We start from the raw sequence: 20,014 nt of genomic DNA, 5'->3' as shown, positions 1-20,014 counted from the left end.
TATATAGGTTATTAAAGCCATTTTGTGAGCCACTATGACTAAACATTCACCCATTTTTATCGCTGAAGTCTCCAGTAATCATCATAGGGACCTACAACGCTGTATTGAGTTTATCAAAACAGCCGCTGAAATAGGCTGTGATGCGGTTAAGTTTCAACTATTTAAAATAGAAGAACTTTTTGCGCCTGAGATTCTATCTAAGAGTGAAATGCATCGTAAACGTAAAGAGTGGGAGCTGCCCGTCAGTTTTCTGCCGGAGCTAAAAAAATGCTGCGATGAACAGGGCATACAGTTTTCCTGCACCCCTTTTTACCTTGCAGGCGTCAGCGAGCTGGAACCCTATGTCGACTTTTTTAAAATTGCTTCCTATGAGCTGCTGTGGGATGACCTGCTTGTCGCCTGTGCCCAAACGAACAAGCCGGTAGTGCTGTCTGCCGGTATGGCCAATTTCGATGAAATCGACCATGCCATTGAAGTTTTGCTGCAAGCAGGTTGCCAGGACATCACCCTGCTGCACTGTGTCTCTGCTTACCCTACCCCAAAAAGTGACTGTAACCTGGCCGTGATTGGCGCCTTCAGAGAGCGCTACGGCGTCAAGGTGGGTTGGTCCGATCACTCAGTATCATCGGCCGTTATCCAACGTGCCCTGCACCACTGGCGGGCAGACTGCATCGAATTTCACATTGACCTGGATGAAACCGGCGCCGAATACGCTGCCGGTCATTGCTGGTTGCCACAACAGATGGCACCCATCATCCGCGATTTCCGCCTTAACAGCATTATTGATGGCTCGGCCGAAAAGCAATTTATGGCCAGTGAAGCCGCTGACAGAGATTGGCGTGCAGACCCCAGTGATGGCTTGAGGCCACTGCGCAACATACGGCCGAGCTTTAATGGCTAATAAATACAGAGATTATTTTAAATTTGAGAACCCTATGGGTATGTGCCATGACAACGACTGAACAAATTGCACTCAAAGTGCGTAAAGACATTATCTGGTCCATCTATCATGCCAGATCGGGACATCCGGGCGGCTCTTTGTCCTGCAGTGATATTTTGACTGTACTTTTTCATCGGGTGATGTCATCAAATACCACCAACGAAGACAGACTCAGTGACGACTACTTCATCCTTTCCAAAGGACATGCTGCTCCGGCTCTCTACGCTGCGGCTGCCACCAAGGGATTGGTTGAAGCTGCGGCATTAAAGGCCCTCAGAGGTATAGACTCGCCTCTGCAAGGGCATCCCGACGTGCAACACCTGCCGTGGGTGGATGTGAGTACGGGCTCTCTGGGGCAAGGCTTTTCTGTCGCAGCAGGTATAGCCAAAGGCCTGCAGCTGAAAAACAGCCCCAACAGGGTCTTTAGCCTGCTGGGTGATGGCGAACTTCAGGAGGGCCAAGTATGGGAAGCAGCCATGTTTGCCGGTCACCATGGTTTGTCTCAGCTCACAGCCATCCTGGATTACAACAAACTGCAGAGTGACGCCTGCAATAGCGAAATCTGTAATATCGAGCCCCTAGCGGATAAATGGCAGGCATTTGGCTGGCAAGTTATCGAAGTCGATGGTCACGACCACCAGCAACTGATGGCCGCGCTTACGGCAGATCCAACATCGACTCAGCCCAAGGTGGTGATAGCCCATACCCTCAAGGGTAAGGGGGTCGACTTTATGGAGAACATGCCGCTGTGGCACGGTAGCGCCACCCTGTCTGAACAACAATATACGGATGCCATGACTTCCCTGGGTTGTAGCTTGGCCGAACTGGAGGAGTACCACAATGTCTAACACCCCAACTCTGGTAGGCCAGCAATCTGATTCGCTGCGGGAAGCCTTTGGTAAAGCAATCTCTGAGTGCGCGGTCACGGATCCCATGGTGTTGGTGCTGGATGCCGATGTCGCCGGTGGTACTGGCGCCCACCACTTCCGCCGCCAACATGAAACACGTTTCATTCAATGCGGTATTGCCGAACAAAACATGGTCGGGGTCGCGGCCGGATTGGCTACAGTGGGTTACAAACCCTTTGTCACCACCTTCGCAACCTTCATGCTACGTGGGCTCGAGCAAATACGCTTGTCGATTGCTTACTCACAAAAGAACGTTAAGTTGATTGCCAGCCATCCGGGCCTGGATGTGGGCCCGGATGGCGCCTCAGCCCAATGCATTGAAGATATTGCCTGTATGCGCGCTCTGCCGGGGATGTTGGTGCTGTCTCCTTGTGATGCCTGGGAAGTTCAGGCAGCAACCAAGGCTTTGCTCAGCTACTCTGGACCAGCCTATATGCGTACCGGCCGCAGTCCCTGCCCCAATGTATTCACCCAAGAGCCGGATTTCACTATCGGTAAGGGCCGAGTGCTCCACGAAGGTTACAGCATCACCTTAATCAGCTGTGGTGTCATGACACACAGGGCCTTATCGGCAGCCCAAGAGCTTGCCACGCAGGGCGTCAGCGTGCGGGTGATCCACATGCCGACCATTAACCCCATAGACGAGGCCATCATAGTACAGGCTGCCCGCGAAACTTCGGCCATCATCAGTTGTGAAGATCACAACTTAATCGGTGGGCTAGGCTCAGCAGTGGCTGAAGTGTTGGCGGAAAATCCAGGAGCCCCCCTGTTCAGAATAGGCCTCAAAGATGCAATCGGCCGTTCCGGTGAGCCAGATGAATTGGCCGCCTTCTATGGTCTGGATGTACCATCAATTAAAGCAAAAATATTGCAGGTTATTGAAAGGGTGGAAAAATAATGAATACTCAACGCCTGGTACTGATCTCCGGCGGAGCCGGTGGCATAGGTTCAGCCCTGTGCACAAGCTTTTGCCAACTGGGGTATGCTGTGGGCATTGGCTACAGCATTAATCGGCACAAGGCCGAAGCACTGGCCGAGCAACTCACTGCCCAAGGTGGGCAGGCCTTGGCCGTTGCTATGGACTACGAAAGCCGAGCCAGCATTCGTGATGCCATGGAGAGGGTAACCGAACACTTCCGGTTACCTGTCTCTATCCTGATCAACAACGGCGCGCTGGCCCAGGAAAAACCATTCGACACAATCACAGATCAAGATTGGGAGCGGATGTTAAGTATCAACCTGCAGGGCCCCTTCATTGCGGTGCAGGAAGCACTGCAAGGCATGAGACAGCAACAATGGGGCCGAGTCATCAACATCACCAGCATTGGCGGCCAATGGGGTGGGTTTAACCAAGTGCATTATGCGGCGTCGAAGGCCGCTCTGATAAACTTTACCCAGTCCATCGCCAAGATCTATTCAAGAGAGGGCATCGCCAGTATGGCGGTGGCCATAGGACTGGTGGCGACCGAAATGTCGGCCAGGGAATTAGCCACCGAGGCCGGCAAAGAAAAAGTAAAAAACATCCCCGCCGGCCGGCTTGCCTATGCCAATGAAGTTGCCAAGCAGGTACTACATCTTTGCCAGGAAGAGTCTTTCTATCTGACCGGGCAAACCATCAACATGAATGGGGGGATGTATTTTGGATAAAGTTGCAATGATTGAGCGAGATAGCTTCTGGGGAGCTAGAACTGGAGAGCCTGTTGTTACTTACAATTGGTTTATTTCGGGCTTAGGCGAAGTAAACATATCATTTGGAGTGTGCCCGAGTTCAGGACTGGTGATGCAAACAAAAACTGTTGCTCCCGATGAGATGATTAAGTACTACGCTCATACTGCTACTTATGTTTCTCCGGAAAGAAACGGAGAACCAACCCAAGCTAAAGTGAAAGATTTAACTAGATTACTTTCACTAATAGAACTGTCCTCAGAAAAATTCCCTCAGAAGATACTACAATTTGGGTGTTCTGATGGATATACACTATATAGATTTTTAGAAAAGGGAGCAAAACAAGTAACAGGGATAGAGCCCAGCATAGTTAGCCGCAACTATTCAGCAGAAAAATATGGTATTAGTGTAATCCCTAGCACAATAGAAGAATATCAATCAGATGATAAATTTGATTTGATTGTGGCAACACATATATTAGAACACTTATACACGCCGGATATTGTGCTGAAAAACATTAAAAAAAATCTGAGTAATGACGGGCTACTGTTGATAGAGGTTCCGTTATGGGAAAGAGAAGATCTTCAACCTCTAGGAGTTCTTAGTTTTGAACACTTAAATTATTTTTGCGAAGATACATTATCTAGAATATTACAGGAATCGGGTTATGACATCATACATATATCCAAGAATTATAATATTAATCACTATCCAGTGATAACTATAATAGCAAAAGTCGGGGTTAATAAAAAACAAGTCTATGATACTGACGTTGACGTTATTAAGGAAAAGAATAAAAAATTACTGACATCATATCTAAAACGAGAGCATGTTTTTTGGAAAGAAAAAGAGAAGAACATTATTTCACAATCAAACATATTCGTTCCAACGTATATTTATGGTGGAGGCATCCACACAAGCCAGCTATTATCAATGACAAATATAGTTGGAAAATTAACGATAACGGCTATCTTCGACGGTAGCATAACAAAGCAAGGAAAACACATTTTTGACATAAACATACTACCGCCAGAGATAATAAAAAAAATACCAAGCGGGTCTAACATCATTATATCATCAAAAGTTTTTGAGCTGGAGATAGAGAAGAGAATTTTCAGTTATAGAAACGACGTAAACATAATTAAAATTTATAACTAATAAGGTGAGTTTAGATGAATTTTTTAATAGCAGGTGGTTACGATACAAAAAACCTAGGTGACTATGCATCTTTTCTTGGATTAAAAAAAATATTAGGTAAAGATCATAACTATACCATTTTAAGTCGGCATCCAAATGACAATTTTTCATCTGAATTCAATGTTAAGTGTGTAAAAAATCTTGATCACGAAACAAAAGAAGAATCACGCGGGAGAATATTTAATGGCTTTAACAGTGGTGATGACAACTCTCACTTATTAGAGATTTACCAAGAAATTAAAAAATGTAATGCACTAATACTTGGCAATGGAAGATTATTTGTTGATATATCTCTTGGATTCATGACAGGTCCATTAAGCTATTACGCAACATTAGTTACATTAGCTAAATTCATTGGAAAGCCAATAATACTGTATTCGGTGTCGTTAGTACATCCTAAAACAGAACAAGGTAAATCACATCTCAAATTTATCTTAGACAACGCAGATTTAATCCTTGTAAGAGAAAGTTCTTCCGCGGAAGTAGCTTTAAGTTACTTGAAAAGAAATAACAAACTCCATATACTCCCCGACATTGCATTTTATTTATCAAGTGAAGATAAAAAGGAATCTAACATCCTCATTCCACAAGATGCAATTGGCGTTAACTTCAGAGGCGTTGACTTTACGGCTGAGACATCTAGCTCTGAAGTAAAGAACAATGCAAACAAAGTTGTCAACTTGATTAAAAATTATAACAAAAACATTGTTTTTATAAGTCAGTGTTTCTATCAAGTTGACAAAAAAAACACAGATGATAGAGAAATAAACAAATTAATCTTCAACAAAATACCATCTGAATATAAAAAACGATGCACTTTCATTGATAAAGAGCTCACCTTGAGTCAGACCTTATTTATTTACAGCAAAATTACGCATCTATTTACCACGAGAAGGCATGGATTTATTTTATCCTTAACGCAAGGAACTGGTGCATCCTTAATTTGTAACGAAGTTAATACACAGATCGTTAAAGAAACGGTAGAAATACCAGAGCTGTTTATTGACAAGAATTCTGAATTTATCATCCCAGAAATTGACAAAGCTTCATTGAATGAACAACTAAAAAAACTGTCACAAGAGTGTATGAAATATAAAGAACATATTGACTATGTTATAGTTACAGCGGCACACCAAACTATAGGTAACTTGGCTTGAATAGAACCTTGCTTATCATTGGAGCCGGCATTGAAGCCTGCGAAGGCATAAAAATTGCCAAGGCCATGGACCTTAAACTCATCATCGCCGATGGCAATCCGGCGGCGCCCGGCCTGGCCATGGCCGATTGGCCAATTGTCGCCAGCACCTACGATGGCGAAGCTATATTGGCCCAGGCAAGGGAGTTAATGGCCCGCGGGGTAACCGTAGATGGGGTCATTGCCATGTGCGCCGATGTGCCACTGAGTGTCGCCATTATCAGTAATGCTCTAGGACTGCCGGGCTTGTCGTTGGAGTCAGCATTCTGGGTCTCGGACAAGCTTGCCATGAAGGCCAGATTGCAGGCTGAAGGGATCCCGATCCCGCGTTTTGCTGATGTGTCAGACAAGTCAACCCTGGCCGAGCGGGCCCGGGCTATTGGCTTTCCGCTTATCATCAAACCTGTGGACAGTCGCGGCGCCCGCGGGGTGCAATTGATAGACAATGCCAATGGGCTGGAAGCGGCCTGTGCCCTAGCGGCCAGGGAGTCTCCCACCGGTAGGGTGATGTTGGAAGAATACCTCTCAGGTCCTCAGTTCAGTACCGAAACCCTGGTGGATGACGGCCGCTGTTACACACTGGGATTTGCCGACCGCAACTATGAGTGGCTGGCACGCACTAAACCCTTCATCATAGAAAATGGCGGTGATGCGCCCACCGGCGTTAGCCCCGAAATCAAGGCCGAGGTCAATGCAACCGTCGAACGGGCCGCTGCCGCCCTGGGCATTCGTCAAGGTGTCGCCAAGGGCGATATGGTGTATACAACCCAGGGTGCCAAAGTGATAGAAATCGCCGGCCGGCTGTCGGGAGGTTTTTTTTCCACCACCCAAATCCCCCTTTCCACCGGGGTCAATTTTATCGAAAAGGCCATCAAACTCGCTTTGGGTGAACACTTGAGCGAGGCTGAGGTGACTCCCAGCCGCAACAGAGCCGTCGCCATACGTTACCTGGATCTTCAACCAGGTAAGGTTGACGCCATTCATGGTGAGGCAGCCGCCAGAGCCAGTGCGGGTGTGGAGATGCTGACACTCTTTATTGAGCCCGGCAGCATGATTCGGCCTCTGGCGAATCACACCCAAAGGGCAGGCTTTGCCATTGCCAGCGCCGATGACAAACACAACGCCATCGAGCGAGCCAAGGCTGCCCTGGCGCTCATCAGTATAGAGTATGAGACGGCCAAGCCATGACCACAGCCCTCTACACAGTCTTCCATCTTAATCTGGCGTTCTCCTCCATCGAAGAGGCACAGCACCGGGACGTGGTCCAAAGCTGCTATTGGCCCCTGTTGCAACTTGCAAGGGACGGCATTCCCGTCGGCCTGGAGATGACAGGCTACACCCTGGAAGCCATCAATACTGTTGATCCCGCCTGGATTGCGGAATTCAAACAGCTGTTGCACCAGGGCAAGTGTGAATTGGTGGCCAGTGGTGACAGCCAGATTATAGGCCCCCTGCTTCCCGCTGAGGTTAACCTTGCCAACCTGAGACTGGGTCAGGAGTATTACCGGCAACTGTTGACTATCACCCCTAGGATTGCCTATATCAATGAGCAGGCAGTCTCAGCAGGCCTGCTGGATATCTATATCGATGCAGGTTTTGAGGCTGTGGTGGTGGAGTGGGACAACCCATTCTCCCACAATGGCGACTGGCACCCAGAACTACTGCAACGGCCCCAATTCCTTAAGAGCGCCAGCGGCAGGGAAATCAAGGTCATCTGGAACCATGCCATCGCCTTTCAAAAATTTCAGCGCTATGTCCATGGTGAACTGACACTGGATGACTACCTGCAATATCTGGTCAAGGTACTCAAACCCGGCACAGTCGCCTTTCCTGTTTACGGCAGTGACGCCGAGGTGTTTGATTTTCGCCCCGGGCGCTACCATACGGAAGCCGAACAAATTACCGGCGAGTGGCAACGCATTGAGCGGCTGTTTTTCACCCTTAGAAAGATGGAAGCGTATTGTTGGGCCAGCCCATCAAAGCTGCTGTCACTGTGGCAGCACGGCCAAGCACTGGCGCTGACCAATGCCCAGCATCCTGTGTCGGTAAAAAAACAGGCCAAGTACAACCTCTGTCGCTGGGGGCTCAGCGGCCGCAATGACTTACTGCTCAATACCCTGTGCTTTCAAGAACTCGCCAGGCTCAAGGCACAGCCGAATGCCGGCGACGACCAATGGCGGGCATTGTGCCGCCTGTGGGCCAGTGATCTTCGGACTCACCTGACACGGGAGCGCTACAATGCTCTGGCCCTGAATCCCCCGGCCACCAGCGCACCATGCTTCACGTCCTGGCAGCACAAGGAAGGGATTGAACTGCAATACGACAGCGAGCGCCGCCGGTTACAGATCCGCACTCCGGAGCTGCATTTGACGCTCAACGGCAACCGGGGCCTGGCCATTGAGTCCCTGGCCTTTGCCAGCCACAATTTTGCCCCTGTGATAGGCACCCTGTCCCACGGCCACTTCGACCATATCAGCTACGGAGCTGATTTTTACAGCAATCACTTACTGCTGGAACGCTTTCGCCACCGGGACCGGGTGGCCGATTTGAATAGGGTGGACTATCAGCTCGGGGAACTGGATGGCTGTCTGGTGATCTATTGTCGCCAAGCACTCAAAAGTGGTGGTTTGCTGAAGTGGTATCGACTCGACGGCGAGTGTTTGCAAACCGGCTTTTGCTTTGACGACAAGTTGCGCCCAGAGGCCTCGGTGCGCCTTGGATTTATGACCCTACTCGATTGTGGGCAACGCGCTTGGTACCAAACCCGCCTCGGTGGCACCGAAGATGAGTTTTTCCAGATAGCGGCAGACATGAACCAAGGCACCCCAGTGTCCTCCATAGTCTCGTCGGCCAGTGCCCTTGGTGCCACCGCCGGCGCCATCCACTTTGGCAGCAAGGAGCGAGGCGTGCGCATCGATTGGGATCCGGCGGCCTGCGCGGCGCTGCCGATGATCTCCAGTAAAAAAATTGACAGCCAGTACCTGAACCGGCTGTGGTTTTCCCTCGCAGAAGCCGATGAAACACTGAAGGAAGGCGGCAGCCTGCTGGATTTGAGCCTGAGCATTACCCCCGACTGGAGACCCGAGAATGTCTAAGACCCTTGCCATCGTCGGTGCGCGGCTCAACTCCAGTCGCCTACCAGGAAAGCATCTACTAAAACTGGCCAACGCCCCCCTGATTGGTCAGCTATGGCGCCGGCTAATGCAGTGCAAGGAAGTGGATGAATGCGAGCTGGCTACCACTGCAGATGCCTTCAACCAACCCCTGATTGACTGGGCCTATTCACAAGGCGTGACCTGTACCCCCTTTAAAGGCGATGTGGATGATCTGATAGCACGACTCAATGCCAGCATCAAGAGACAGGCACCGGATTATATCCTCTACATCTGTGGTGATTGCCCTTTGATCGATCCCGGCTTTATTGACCATGCCTTGGCATCGCTCAAAGGAACGCAAAAAGACAGCATAGTGCTGGAAGAAGGTGTGACTACCCTGCATGAAGGAATGTCTTTTTACAGTCGCCGAGGATGGGATAAACTCATGGCAGCCAGTCAATGCCCAATGGCAAGAGAACATGTCGGTTATGCAGACAAAATGAGCCCTGTACTCGACAGACTAGCTATTCCCGACAGCGATGACTACTCGCAGATAAAACACAGGATCTCGGTCGATACCCAAGCCGATTACCGTTTCATGGACGAGGTTTATAGTCGCTGGTATAAAACCCATGCATCAGACTCAATAGTCAGCTTGGCTTGGGTGCAACAGCAACTTATTGAAGACCCTAAACTCAGTGCAATAAATGCCCATGTACAACAAAAGGCCGCTAACAAAAACTATGCTAAGGCGAGTATCTATTGTCATCTGGGGCCTCAAATAGGTTTAGGACATTTCAAGCGCTCAGAATTGATTGCCAATGCATTGCAGGAACATTTAAGCATAGGAGTAAATATTCACGCTTATAGCGAAGTTGGACAACGATTAGACTCAAGCTCAAAAGTAGTGTGGCATGAGGATGAGCAAGCATTGCTCAGCGCACTAACCGAAGATCAAAATCCATTAGTACTAGTTGATTTTCATCCTAACTTTATCGACTTAGAATCATTTGCCAATAGGCTAGCAGGGCTAGCTAAGCGTGGTACAAAGCGGATTGGCATCGATAAAATGGTACCGCTACTGGATGTACTGGATTGGCTATTTATTCCAAGCTTCAATTGTCCAGCCCATCATCCAAAAATATCCGCTGGCTGGCAAAATTATCTCTTTAGCACAATTCCACAAGCGGCTAAGCAAGCACAAATTCTAGTTCTCACGGGGGGTAGCGATGCGTTGGGCTATGGCCGAGAACTCCCAACGATACTGGACTCCATTGATACTGATTGGCCCATTTTATGGATTCAAGGCCCACTGGCTCCAGCTCCCCAACTGCCCCCAAATTCAGCCATAGTGGTTCAACAAAATCCTGACAACCTTAAAGAGATAATCGCTCAATCAGAGATCATTTTAAGCTGTTATGGCTTATCGCTATTTGAGTCCATTTATGGGAAAGCAGCAACCCTACTTCTTCCCCCTCAACATCTCTGTGATGAAGCCGAACTCATCGCCCTCAATCAAGAACGCTGTTGTCTAGTGAGCGACTCATTGGAAGAAGCAAAAGTGATGTTACAACAACTGCTTACAGAGCCTGAACAAAGAAGGTCTCTCCAGAACCAAGCAACAAGAGTCTTTGAATCACACCTAGGAATACAAGCGCTTATAGATGATATCCGCCACTTATTGGGAGCGGTAAACTAACACCATTGAATTTTCTTACAGTACAGCTAACAAGGTATTAATAACGCAAGCTTGTTCCTTATCAGTCATCAAAGGATAGAGTGGCAAGGTCAATATCTGTTGATAAAATGCCTCTGCTTGAGGGAAATCACCTTCTTTAAATCCTTGTTTTAAATAGTAAGGTTGAAGATGTACGGGGAAATAATGCACATGCACTTGTACATTTGCAGCTCTCATATCGTTGAATAGCTGCTTTCTTCTTGATGCGTCATTTAGGCGGATAATTTGTAAATGTCTGGCACTTTGAGTATTTGATAAAGGCTCAACCCAATTAAAGGGAAGACCTATGAGTTGTTGACGATATTGCGCAGCGAGTTCATTTCTTTTCAAAACAAAGGTTTCGAGTCGCTTAATCTGAGACAAACCAAGTGCTGCCTGTAACTCCGTCATCCTATAGTTAAATCCCAGGGCATGTTGTTCGTAATACCAGTCCCCTTCATCAGGTCTTAACATTTTATCGGGGGCTTTAGTGATACCGTGGCTGCGGTAAAGGGCCATTTTTTCAGCTAATTCTGAGCTGTTTGTCATGGCCATACCGCCTTCGGCGCTGGTGATAATTTTGACAGGGTGAAAGCTAAAAACGGTAATATCAGAGTATTGGCAGCTACCCAAAGGGTATCCATGATAGCTCCCGCCAATTCCATGCGAGGCATCTTCAATGATGTTAAAGCTATATTGTTCAGCAAGAGCAGCGATCGCGGCCATATCACAACTATGACCACATAAATGTACAGGGATAACAACCTTAGGGAGCTTTCCTATCCGAGCCGCTTGTTCTAATTTCATTGCCAATGCATTTGGACAAAGATTACCCGTTAGAGGATCCACATCGACAAAATCAATCTCAGCCCCACAGTAAAGCGCGCAGTTTGCCGAGGCGACAAAGGTAATTGGAGAAGTCCATACTATATCGTTTGGCCCAACCCCAAGAGCGAGACATGCAATATGTAAGGCAGAAGTCGCACTATTTACTGCTACGCCATAGCGAGCTGAACAATAGGAAGCAACTGCTGACTCAAATGCAGGAACCTTAGGCCCTTGAGTCAAATAATCAGAATTAAGCACTTCAATCACAGCATCAACATCTGCCTGATTGATGTCTTGTCGGCCATAGGGGATCATGCAACGGTATCCAGTTTAAGAATTTCAGCCTGTGTTAAAAAATGTGGATTAGTGCCAGAATTATATTCAAATCCCATCGGCACAGCCTGCCCCTTCTCTCCTAAAGCATTGGTACAAAAATCTGTTTCACGCCCAAAAAAACGAATACTTGGCGTGATGACAAAGTGGTCATCAAATTCGATCGTGTGATGGGAGTCATCCCCTGGACACATGACCTCATGCATTTTTTCCCCGGGACGAATACCTACAATCTGCTGATCCAAACTAGGCCCATAGGCTGTTGCAAGATCAGTGATCCGAATAGAGGGAATTTTAGGGACGAAGATCTCCCCCCCCTGCATACGGGAAAAATTCTTTAAAACAAAGTCAACTCCATCCTGCAGAGTAATCCAAAATCGTGTCATATCGGGATGCGTAATGGGCAGCGAAGTCGCACCATTTACAATCAGTTGTTTAAAGAATGGCACAACTGAACCACGTGACCCCACGACATTACCATAGCGAACTGCGGCGAATCGGGTTTTGCCATCTCCTACCACGTTATTGGCGGCAACAAACAGCTTATCGGAGGCCAACTTAGTCGCACCATATAAATTAATTGGGCTTGCTGCTTTGTCAGTTGAGAGAGCAATAACCTTCTTAACATTATTACTGATGGCTGCCCGGATCACATTTTCGGCTCCATGAATATTGGTTTTTATGCATTCCATCGGATTGTATTCGGCAGCGGGAACCTGTTTAAGTGCTGCGGCATGGATAACAAAATCAACATCTTTAAAGGCTTGCTTTAGGCGATCACCATCGCGCACATCACCAATAAAATAACGCATACAAGGGGCATTAAATATTTGTTGCATCTCATATTGCTTTAGTTCATCACGGGAAAAAATGATCAACCGCTTCGGTTTATAACGTTGTAAAATGGTTTTGGTGTATTTTTGTCCAAATGACCCAGTGCCACCGGTAATCAAAATTGTTTTGTTATCAAACATAGAGTTTCCCGCCCACTATTGAGATCTTCAATTCGCAACTTGTGACAACGATAAGTCAATTTGTCAATGTAGCGCCATACCATACAAAATCCACGCCATAAATTCATATTGAAACAATCAAGAGCAAAAGTACCATACAAACAAGCGATAGTATTATAAAAAAGCACAAATAAAATATTTTTTATAGACTTATTGCTACACTCATAACAAACTCATCATTTAAAAAATTTTTTCAACCTAAACACTTTGGCTTTACACCATCAAAAATGCGCTGGAACATAAATTGCATTGTCGAAGAACTGCAATCAAGTGTCATTTATCGTTATGGCACTTAAAGTCTACGTTCAAGTTGTTCCCCAATCGAGGAAAATATGCAACTACAAACCAACATATTGAATAACTTTGCAATAAGTCGCTTCAACGAGTACTACTTACCCAGCATAAATCGCTCTACCTTTGAAGGACTTGACTCCAAAACCATCTATGATGGTAAGTTTAAAAAGGCTTTTTCTCAAAAAGACAGGCTTAATATCATTGTTGGTATGGATTCTGGATTATTAGCGAATTACATATTAGAAGAAGGTATTCCTGACGGTAGTAAATTTATTATAGTCGAGTTATCTTCAGTATTGCCACTATTAGTCATTGATATTCCAACTGAGTTACAAAAAAAACTTATCATCATCGATGAGTCACAATTTGATGAAACATTAAAACTAGAAGATATAAAGTTATTTATAGCAAAAACAGAATATAGCATATATTCCTCACTTGCTGTAGCAGCTAAACACATTGAAGATTACAACATCTTATTAAATACTGTTGAATCTAGACTGCAAAGTGAACACTTCGAAAATCAAATAAATTTCACTCAGAAAATATTTATCCAAACACAACTAAATAACATTCCAGACAACCATAGCCAAGCAAAATTATTGAGAAATAAATTTAATGGCAAAACAAGTATCGTTATCGCCGGAGGTCCATCTTTGGATGATAACATTGACTGGATTAAAGAAAATCAAAAAGATTTATTTATATTTTCAGTCTCTCGAATTGCAGGAAGATTAGTTAATTATGGTATTACTCCTGATATAGTTGTCAGTGTTGATCCACAAGAGGTCAGCTTCGATGTCAGTCGTGGTATGTTTGATTTAACTAATGAAACACTATTTGTCAATTCATATCATGTTAGCCCAAAAATTTTATCCCAATGGCCAGGAAAGTCCCTTTATATGGGCCAACGCTTACCGTGGGAAAGTGATATAGATCACGATAACATTATCACTGTTGGGCCAACGGTTACTAATAGTTCAGTGCGGCTAGCTATTGAAATGGGGTTTAGCAAGATATTGCTTAGTGGAGTTGATTTTTGCTATTCAAAGTCTGGTTATAGTCATGCAAGTGGGACTATTGAAGCGAGTCTTGGGCCTAGATTAGGTCATAACACTATATGGGTTGAGACCTATGCAGGTTATCAAGCTGAAACATTAATACAGCTAAAGCATGCTATGGAAGCTCTCGAACAAGAAGCAAAAAACAACCCTCAAGTTGAAATGTTCAATTTATGTAGTAACGCAGCTAAAATCCAAGGGATATCTCACATTACCCCACAAGCGATCACATTAGATATATTTGGTTCAAAAAAAATAGATAATATTGATTGGTCATCGAGTGATATTAAAAAAGATCTATTATTTATACAAAAAAAATGTATTAAAACTAAAGATGAATTAGCCAAGCTGCTTTCATTATCAAAAAAAGCACAAGTGTTGTCTACCAACCTAACATTAAATTCAAAATCATCAGCGAATGTACTTGATGAGATAAATAAAATAGAATACAAAATAAACAAAAAATATTCAGAACTAGCAAAGCTAGCTAAATTTTATGGTTATTTTGAATTCTCCCATTTTTTAACGACACGAGAAACTGAAACCTGGTCTCAGTCGCATATAAATGAAATGACGAAAAGATACTATGATGCACTATCCTCTAGCTGCTCGAATATCTTAAATTTAGTTGAAAATGCCTGTAATAAAATACAATTTAGGTTAAATGAACTAGGCGATACTCCATTATCAGACTTAGCGTCAAAGTGGAAAAATGAAGGTCAGCCGGGTAGAGGCATTATTTGGCAAAATATGCACAAAACACGAGTATTTAGTGTAGATGAACAATCATTATTGCTAGAGATTCATGAGCTATATCAAAAAAGTCTTACTGAGGTTAGACAAACCTATGTTGACAAGTTAACAGCAGGCTCCTCAATGGAACGTGTTTATACCAAAATCATACGACAAAACCAGTCACAACATCATCAAGGTCTCACGCTTATTGTCGATAATTTAAAGTCGATAATTGATACTAATCCAGAAGCTAACAGATTGTATCATTTAGCTTTATCATTCAAGTTAAACCTAGAACAACAGCTTGAGCAAGCCTTAAAGGTTCTATTGGCACTGCCTGAACACCTCTATACGGAGATGGAGTTAAAACACATTATTCTACTTGCGCTAAAATTGAGCAAACTTGAGCTGGCCGAGTCAACCCTTGTCAAAATTTTGACCCACAGTGATGAGTACATGCCACAGTATGCGCATATCCTTAAGCTACGCGGAAAAATCCAAGCGTCAGTCAACGTCTATCTAGACTACTTAGAAAAATATCCTTCAGATACGCAGACTTGGATAAAACTTGGCTTATTCATGGTTGAACTTGGCCAAGCAGAAGGCGCACACACTGCGTTTACCAATGCCCTCAATGCCGATCCGAGTAATCAGGTAGCACAACATTATGTGGCAGAACTCACCCGAATCATGACTGAAGCACAATAACCTAGTTGCCAAGTGGTGATATCTCCACTTGGCGATTTTATTATTCATGCTTAGCATCTTATAATGAGCCTGTTTCAATCTTGCCATTTCCTAGGAGATATTGCTTGGCTCATACCTACATACCTTTAGACACCTATCGCCGTAAGTGGATTTTTAACCACAAAGACTTGCCTGTAAGCGATGATGACAAGACTGGCATTCTGCCGCTGACGGACAAAAGCGCCATGCTGGTTTGGAATCAGTGGATTAGCAATAAAAGTAGCCGCGCCGAGCAGTTTACTAAAGGGGATTGGGCCGCTAAAGCCAACGCATGGGTCAAAACGGATCATTGGCAGAGTGCGTGGGACAGTGAAGATAATAGCCTACCCGAAATGTTGGCCGAGTTTATCCAGTGGCCAGACGATACTCAGGTCTATTTTTGCTACGAAAAATATCAAGTGATTGAGACTCGTTGGGATGTCTTTGTCCGCAACTGGAAGTGCTTTCTGTTTTTCGATGATGGCCCAATTCTGATCTCCCCTAAGCAAAAACAAGCGGTGATGTTTGAACAAAATGGCCAATATAAATTAGGTGTTCGTGGCTAACCACATCTGCCAATAAGTCGAATGGCTCAAACCAATAATTCCGACTTTTTACTTTTTTAAGCTGTCCCTCAAAAGAAAGCAGCCCAACTTGATTTACCTCCTAAGCGATAGCTTGTACAGATTAGGCTATCGCTCCCCTTTGGTTTCGATTAGTATCGCTTGGCAATCAACAGATTAATCTTCGTTTGAGCCGTCAATCCCATGGATACGCTCAGCGACCATAACTAAAAAAATATGAGGTGTATGATGAAGTTACTCTCAACCTTAACGCTCACTACCGCTTTGCTTTTTCCGCTATTCACCCAAGCTAATGAAGTCTCTGGTATCCAAGTTGCCGACAGCATCACGCTCAACGCTCAGGCGCTACAATTGAATGGCGTTGGTGTTCGCAGCAAGTTCTTCATGGATTTGTATGTGGGTAGCCTGTATGTCCCCACCCCGAGCAAAACCATGACCGAGGTGATCAATGCCCCGGTTGCGGCGATTCGCCTCAATATTACGTCAGGAATGATTACTTCCGAGAAAATGCGTGATGCGATAACCGAAGGTTTTGAGCACGCGACCGCCGATAATACGACCGACATTCAGCCACAAATTGACGCCTTTATGGCGCTATTTAAGGATGAAATCAAAGAAGGCGACCAATTCACTTTGGTCGCCAACAAAAGCCGTGGCGTTACCGCCTATAAAAATGGTCAAGAACAAGCCACGATTGAAGGGGAAATGTTCCGCCAAGCCTTACTCAAAATTTGGCTAGGGGAAAAACCTGCCCAGAAGAGCCTCAAAGAGGCCATGCTGGGCCAGTAATTAAAATCGGAACTCGAGATCCAAGGCGGCAGCGCCTTGGTTATCCATATCGAGCGCCGTTTGATCGGTGACTTCCAATTCACCATTGAAGTAGTAACCCGCGTAAAGATTCAGCGCAATGGCCGGCGTAGCTTGCCAACCAGCACGCAAATAACTCACCCACTCGTTAGTCTCTACTACGGTATCTTTATCGGCGACTAAAAATCGCTCGGTGCGACGTGAATGACCAAAGCCAACATTCCATGCCGGGCTCATTTGATAACTCAGCTCCAAACCCGCAGGGCCACTAAATCCCGCTTGGGATGGGTTCGCTAACCGCCAACGATCATTAATCTGCCAACTCACCGCCAGATAAGGCATAGTGCGCACTTCATCGATATCGTTTAAATACGCAACGCCAAAACCGAGCATATTGCCCGACTCGAAGGCATACATGGCCGACGCAACCACACCATAACTCTGCGCATGGCTCGCCGATGCGGTATCGGCATAGGCATATTGAAGTTGTGGCGACAACATAAAGGACCAATGCTTATCCATCCGATAGCTAAGGGATAGGCCCGCGCGATAACGGTCGATATTTTCCCAGGTTTCACCCGCATCACTAAACAGGCCTGCGGCGTTATTCGCCCCCGTTAAACGGATATTGCGCCAATCGTAATCAAGCCTATCGTAACCGACACGCATTCCAATAGACCACTGTTTATCTAGGGGAATATTGACACTCGCGTTGAGTAATAAGCTGTCCCGCTGCAACTCTGTATCGCCATTGGCAACCGATGCACTCTGGGTACTAATCTGCGATACACTCAACTTAAATGGCTTGTATTGCGCTTGTGGGCGCGCCTCAGCCGCGGATACGGCATAACTTAAAAAAGGCATTAATCCCAATCCTATATACATTAGGCTGGGCTTTATGCTGACTCGAGAATCAAGTGATTTAGTCACGCCTGCTCCTTGCGTTACTGTGAGTAATTTGTCGCGAATAATACGCTCGATTTCAAACAAAAGTAAACTCTTTTCGAAGAAGATACAAACTGATACCAACCGCTTAATGTTGTTACACTCGGTAGGCTTTTAAAAACATCTCGGCACAACCCCGAATATACTGTTCACGCTCCCCCAATAAAGGCTCGGTTTCAAGCCCTAACTCTAACCTGAGTTTCAACTCACCAAACAACATTAAACACAAACGTACCGCGCAGTGATGCGGTTGTGAAAAGCGATACACTCCAAGCGCTTCAACCGCCCCTAAATATTTTGTCAGCATCGCAAGCATATGCTGTGGCCCCGCCTCAAAAAACAACCTTGAAACTTCAGGGTGGCTCTCAGATTGCGCCACACAGGCTTTAAATACGGTAATCGCCTCAGGGCTAACGATCATCTCACCAAATTGCAGCGCAAATTCGGTGAGGGTGGCTTCGGGTTGACTTGGATCGCTGAGTAAATCGGCATTTAAGTTGTGGCCAACGCATTTGGATTCAATCGCCGCCACAAACAAATCATCTTTACTGCCGTAATGGGAGTACACAGTTTGTTTGGACACGCCCGCCTGTTTCGCCACTTCATCCATGCTGGTATGGGGAAACCCCTGGCGGCAAAACAAGTCAATGGCCGCCACCAGCACTTGCTGTTTCTTTTGTTCACTGCGGCTCATCGGGATATCGGAGGACTGAGTCATATCTTCACTCAAGGTAGCAACATAATTAATTCGTATTAGTTAAGCACAAAATAGACTAGACAGTCTAGTTCCACACAACTAGACTAGCAAGTCTAGTTACATAAACTTAACTTTAAGCTTACAACGGAAGGATTCAAATGGATCGAACTGCCCGATGTTCTTGGCGTGCATTTTACCTTTGCGTGATTGCCGTCACCGCCTTAACGGCCTGTCAAAAGGAAGTGACAGAGCATGCCAACGCCACCCAATTGCAAACCGTGACGACGGCGCCACTGCGCTTGTCGACTAGCTATCAGAGTGAGCAAGTATTCACTGGCACGATCCGCGCCGGCAATACCACGGGTGTCGGCTTCGAATTATCGGGTAAGCTCAGTGAGTTAACTGTCGATAGCGGTGCTAAGGTGACGCAAGGGCAAGTATTGGCTACGCTCGATACCCGCTTGCTCGATGCCGAACATCAGGAGATCCAAGCAAGTCTGGCGCAAACCCAAGCCGATGTCGACCTTGCCACCAGCACCCTCAAACGGAATCTAGAACTGAAAAAGTCCGGTTATGTCTCTGAACAATTGCTCGATGAAACTCGAACTCAACTCACCAGCCTAGAGGCGGCTAAACAACGCTTGCTCGCCTCGCAACATGCCAATCAACTCAAACTCGACAAATCACACTTACTCGCCCCCTTTGATGGCATCATCAGTCAGCGCCAACATAATTTGGGGGAAGTCGTTGCCGCGGGTAACTCTGTCTTTACCTTAGTTGGTAGCATCAATACCGAGGCCTATATCGGTGTCCCGGTTGCCATTGCTAACCAATTCACTACCGGACAAGAAGTAAAGGTTAGTGTCCAGAATCAACTATTTATGGCTAAAGTCGCTGGGATCAGTGCCGAGGTCAACCCCATTAGCCGCACGGTACAACTGCGGATTAGTCTACCTGCACAGGCCAAGGTGATAAATGGAGAAATAGCCTATTTACATCAACAACAAACCGTTGAACAAGCAGGCTACTGGGTGCCAATTTCAGCACTGATTGATGGTATTAGAGGACGCTGGAATATCTATGTTACGGCGCAACAAACAGCTGATAACGCTTCAACTCAAATAGAGCGTCGCGATGTCGATATTCTCTACACCACGCAGGATATGGCTTATATCCAAGGAGCGATTAAAGCCGACGAACAATATGTGACTCAAGGCTTACATAAGTTAGTGGTGGGCCAAGCCGTTTCTTCCATCGCGTCGACGAGGTAATC

General features: G+C 45.9%; 17 protein-coding genes. 13 read left to right on the top strand and 4 right to left on the bottom strand.

Going from position 1 to position 20,014, the window contains the following annotated elements:
- Window positions 1-34 precede the first annotated feature (34 nt).
- Genes N7386_RS06535 through N7386_RS06495 form a run of 9 tightly spaced genes read left to right on the top strand, consistent with a single transcriptional unit; the run spans window position 35 to window position 10,700 of the window.
- Window positions 35-901: an N-acetylneuraminate synthase family protein gene (locus tag N7386_RS06535; RefSeq protein ID WP_279767557.1), complete on the top strand. Its 867-nt coding sequence runs from the start codon at window positions 35-37 to the stop codon at window positions 899-901.
- Window positions 902-948: 47 nt separating this feature from the next.
- Complete coding sequence (locus N7386_RS06530) at window positions 949-1,788, top strand: transketolase (protein ID WP_279767555.1); 840 nt, start codon at window positions 949-951, stop codon at window positions 1,786-1,788.
- Window positions 1,781-2,746 (top strand): transketolase C-terminal domain-containing protein, encoded by a 966-nt coding sequence (locus N7386_RS06525; protein ID WP_279767553.1) that lies wholly within the window; start codon window positions 1,781-1,783, stop codon window positions 2,744-2,746. The genes N7386_RS06530 and N7386_RS06525 overlap by 8 nt, the downstream gene beginning before the upstream one ends.
- Window positions 2,746-3,495 (top strand): SDR family NAD(P)-dependent oxidoreductase, encoded by a 750-nt coding sequence (locus tag N7386_RS06520; protein ID WP_279767551.1) that lies wholly within the window; start codon window positions 2,746-2,748, stop codon window positions 3,493-3,495. The genes N7386_RS06525 and N7386_RS06520 overlap by 1 nt, the downstream gene beginning before the upstream one ends.
- Window positions 3,488-4,672 carry a class I SAM-dependent methyltransferase gene (locus N7386_RS06515; protein WP_279767549.1) on the top strand — a complete coding sequence of 395 codons (1,185 nt, stop codon included), beginning with the start codon at window positions 3,488-3,490 and terminating at the stop codon, window positions 4,670-4,672. Before N7386_RS06520 ends, N7386_RS06515 begins: the two co-directional genes overlap by 8 nt.
- A gap of 14 nt (window positions 4,673-4,686) precedes the next feature.
- A complete protein-coding gene (locus tag N7386_RS06510; RefSeq protein WP_279767546.1) occupies window positions 4,687-5,868 on the top strand; it encodes a polysaccharide pyruvyl transferase family protein in 1,182 nt (393 codons plus the stop codon).
- Window positions 5,865-7,094 carry an ATP-grasp domain-containing protein gene (locus N7386_RS06505; RefSeq protein WP_279767544.1) on the top strand — a complete coding sequence of 410 codons (1,230 nt, stop codon included), beginning with the start codon at window positions 5,865-5,867 and terminating at the stop codon, window positions 7,092-7,094. The genes N7386_RS06510 and N7386_RS06505 overlap by 4 nt, the downstream gene beginning before the upstream one ends.
- The gene (locus N7386_RS06500; protein ID WP_279767542.1) at window positions 7,091-9,001 is read left to right on the top strand and encodes a glycoside hydrolase; all 1,911 of its coding nucleotides are present in this window, start codon (window positions 7,091-7,093) and stop codon (window positions 8,999-9,001) included. Before N7386_RS06505 ends, N7386_RS06500 begins: the two co-directional genes overlap by 4 nt.
- Window positions 8,994-10,700, top strand: a complete 1,707-nt coding sequence (locus N7386_RS06495; protein WP_279767538.1) for an NTP transferase domain-containing protein — start codon at window positions 8,994-8,996, stop codon at window positions 10,698-10,700. Before N7386_RS06500 ends, N7386_RS06495 begins: the two co-directional genes overlap by 8 nt.
- Window positions 10,701-10,715: 15 nt before the next feature.
- Here N7386_RS06495 and pseC read toward each other — a convergent pair whose 3' ends face one another.
- Together pseC and pseB are read right to left on the bottom strand one after the other, a co-directional pair.
- The gene (gene pseC / locus N7386_RS06490; RefSeq protein WP_279767536.1) at window positions 10,716-11,861 is read right to left on the bottom strand and encodes a UDP-4-amino-4,6-dideoxy-N-acetyl-beta-L-altrosamine transaminase; all 1,146 of its coding nucleotides are present in this window, start codon (window positions 11,859-11,861) and stop codon (window positions 10,716-10,718) included.
- A complete protein-coding gene (gene pseB / locus N7386_RS06485; protein WP_279767534.1) occupies window positions 11,858-12,853 on the bottom strand; it encodes a UDP-N-acetylglucosamine 4,6-dehydratase (inverting) in 996 nt (331 codons plus the stop codon). Before pseB ends, pseC begins: the two co-directional genes overlap by 4 nt.
- A gap of 371 nt (window positions 12,854-13,224) precedes the next feature.
- On the opposite strand from pseB, the gene N7386_RS06480 reads away from it, so the two are divergent.
- The 3 genes from N7386_RS06480 (at window position 13,225) to N7386_RS06470 (ending at window position 17,081) form a co-directional block, all read left to right on the top strand.
- Entirely contained in the window at window positions 13,225-15,690 is a 2,466-nt protein-coding gene (locus N7386_RS06480; protein ID WP_279767533.1) for a 6-hydroxymethylpterin diphosphokinase MptE-like protein, read from the top strand.
- Between the two features lie 104 nt (window positions 15,691-15,794).
- The gene (locus N7386_RS06475) at window positions 15,795-16,274 is read left to right on the top strand and encodes a DUF2947 domain-containing protein (RefSeq protein WP_248967285.1); all 480 of its coding nucleotides are present in this window, start codon (window positions 15,795-15,797) and stop codon (window positions 16,272-16,274) included.
- A gap of 246 nt (window positions 16,275-16,520) precedes the next feature.
- On the top strand, window positions 16,521-17,081 hold the full coding sequence (locus N7386_RS06470; protein ID WP_086904642.1) for a chalcone isomerase family protein: 561 nt from the start codon (window positions 16,521-16,523) through the stop codon (window positions 17,079-17,081).
- Here the strand turns inward: N7386_RS06470 and N7386_RS06465 are convergent, their stop codons facing one another.
- Together N7386_RS06465 and N7386_RS06460 are read right to left on the bottom strand one after the other, a co-directional pair.
- Window positions 17,082-17,984 (bottom strand): DUF6268 family outer membrane beta-barrel protein, encoded by a 903-nt coding sequence (locus N7386_RS06465; RefSeq protein WP_279770985.1) that lies wholly within the window; start codon window positions 17,982-17,984, stop codon window positions 17,082-17,084.
- A 157-nt stretch (window positions 17,985-18,141) separates the two neighbouring features.
- Complete coding sequence (locus tag N7386_RS06460) at window positions 18,142-18,762, bottom strand: TetR/AcrR family transcriptional regulator (protein WP_279767528.1); 621 nt, start codon at window positions 18,760-18,762, stop codon at window positions 18,142-18,144.
- Window positions 18,763-18,899: 137 nt separating this feature from the next.
- Here N7386_RS06460 and N7386_RS06455 point away from each other — a divergent pair, with 137 nt between their 5' ends.
- Complete coding sequence (locus N7386_RS06455; protein ID WP_279767526.1) at window positions 18,900-20,012, top strand: efflux RND transporter periplasmic adaptor subunit; 1,113 nt, start codon at window positions 18,900-18,902, stop codon at window positions 20,010-20,012.
- Window positions 20,013-20,014: the final 2 nt, after the last annotated feature.

Origin of the sequence: Shewanella sp. GD04112 (genome assembly GCF_029835735.1) — a bacterium.
Lineage (GTDB): Bacteria > Pseudomonadota > Gammaproteobacteria > Enterobacterales > Shewanellaceae > Shewanella.
This window is presented reverse-complemented; position numbering and strand designations above follow the sequence as displayed.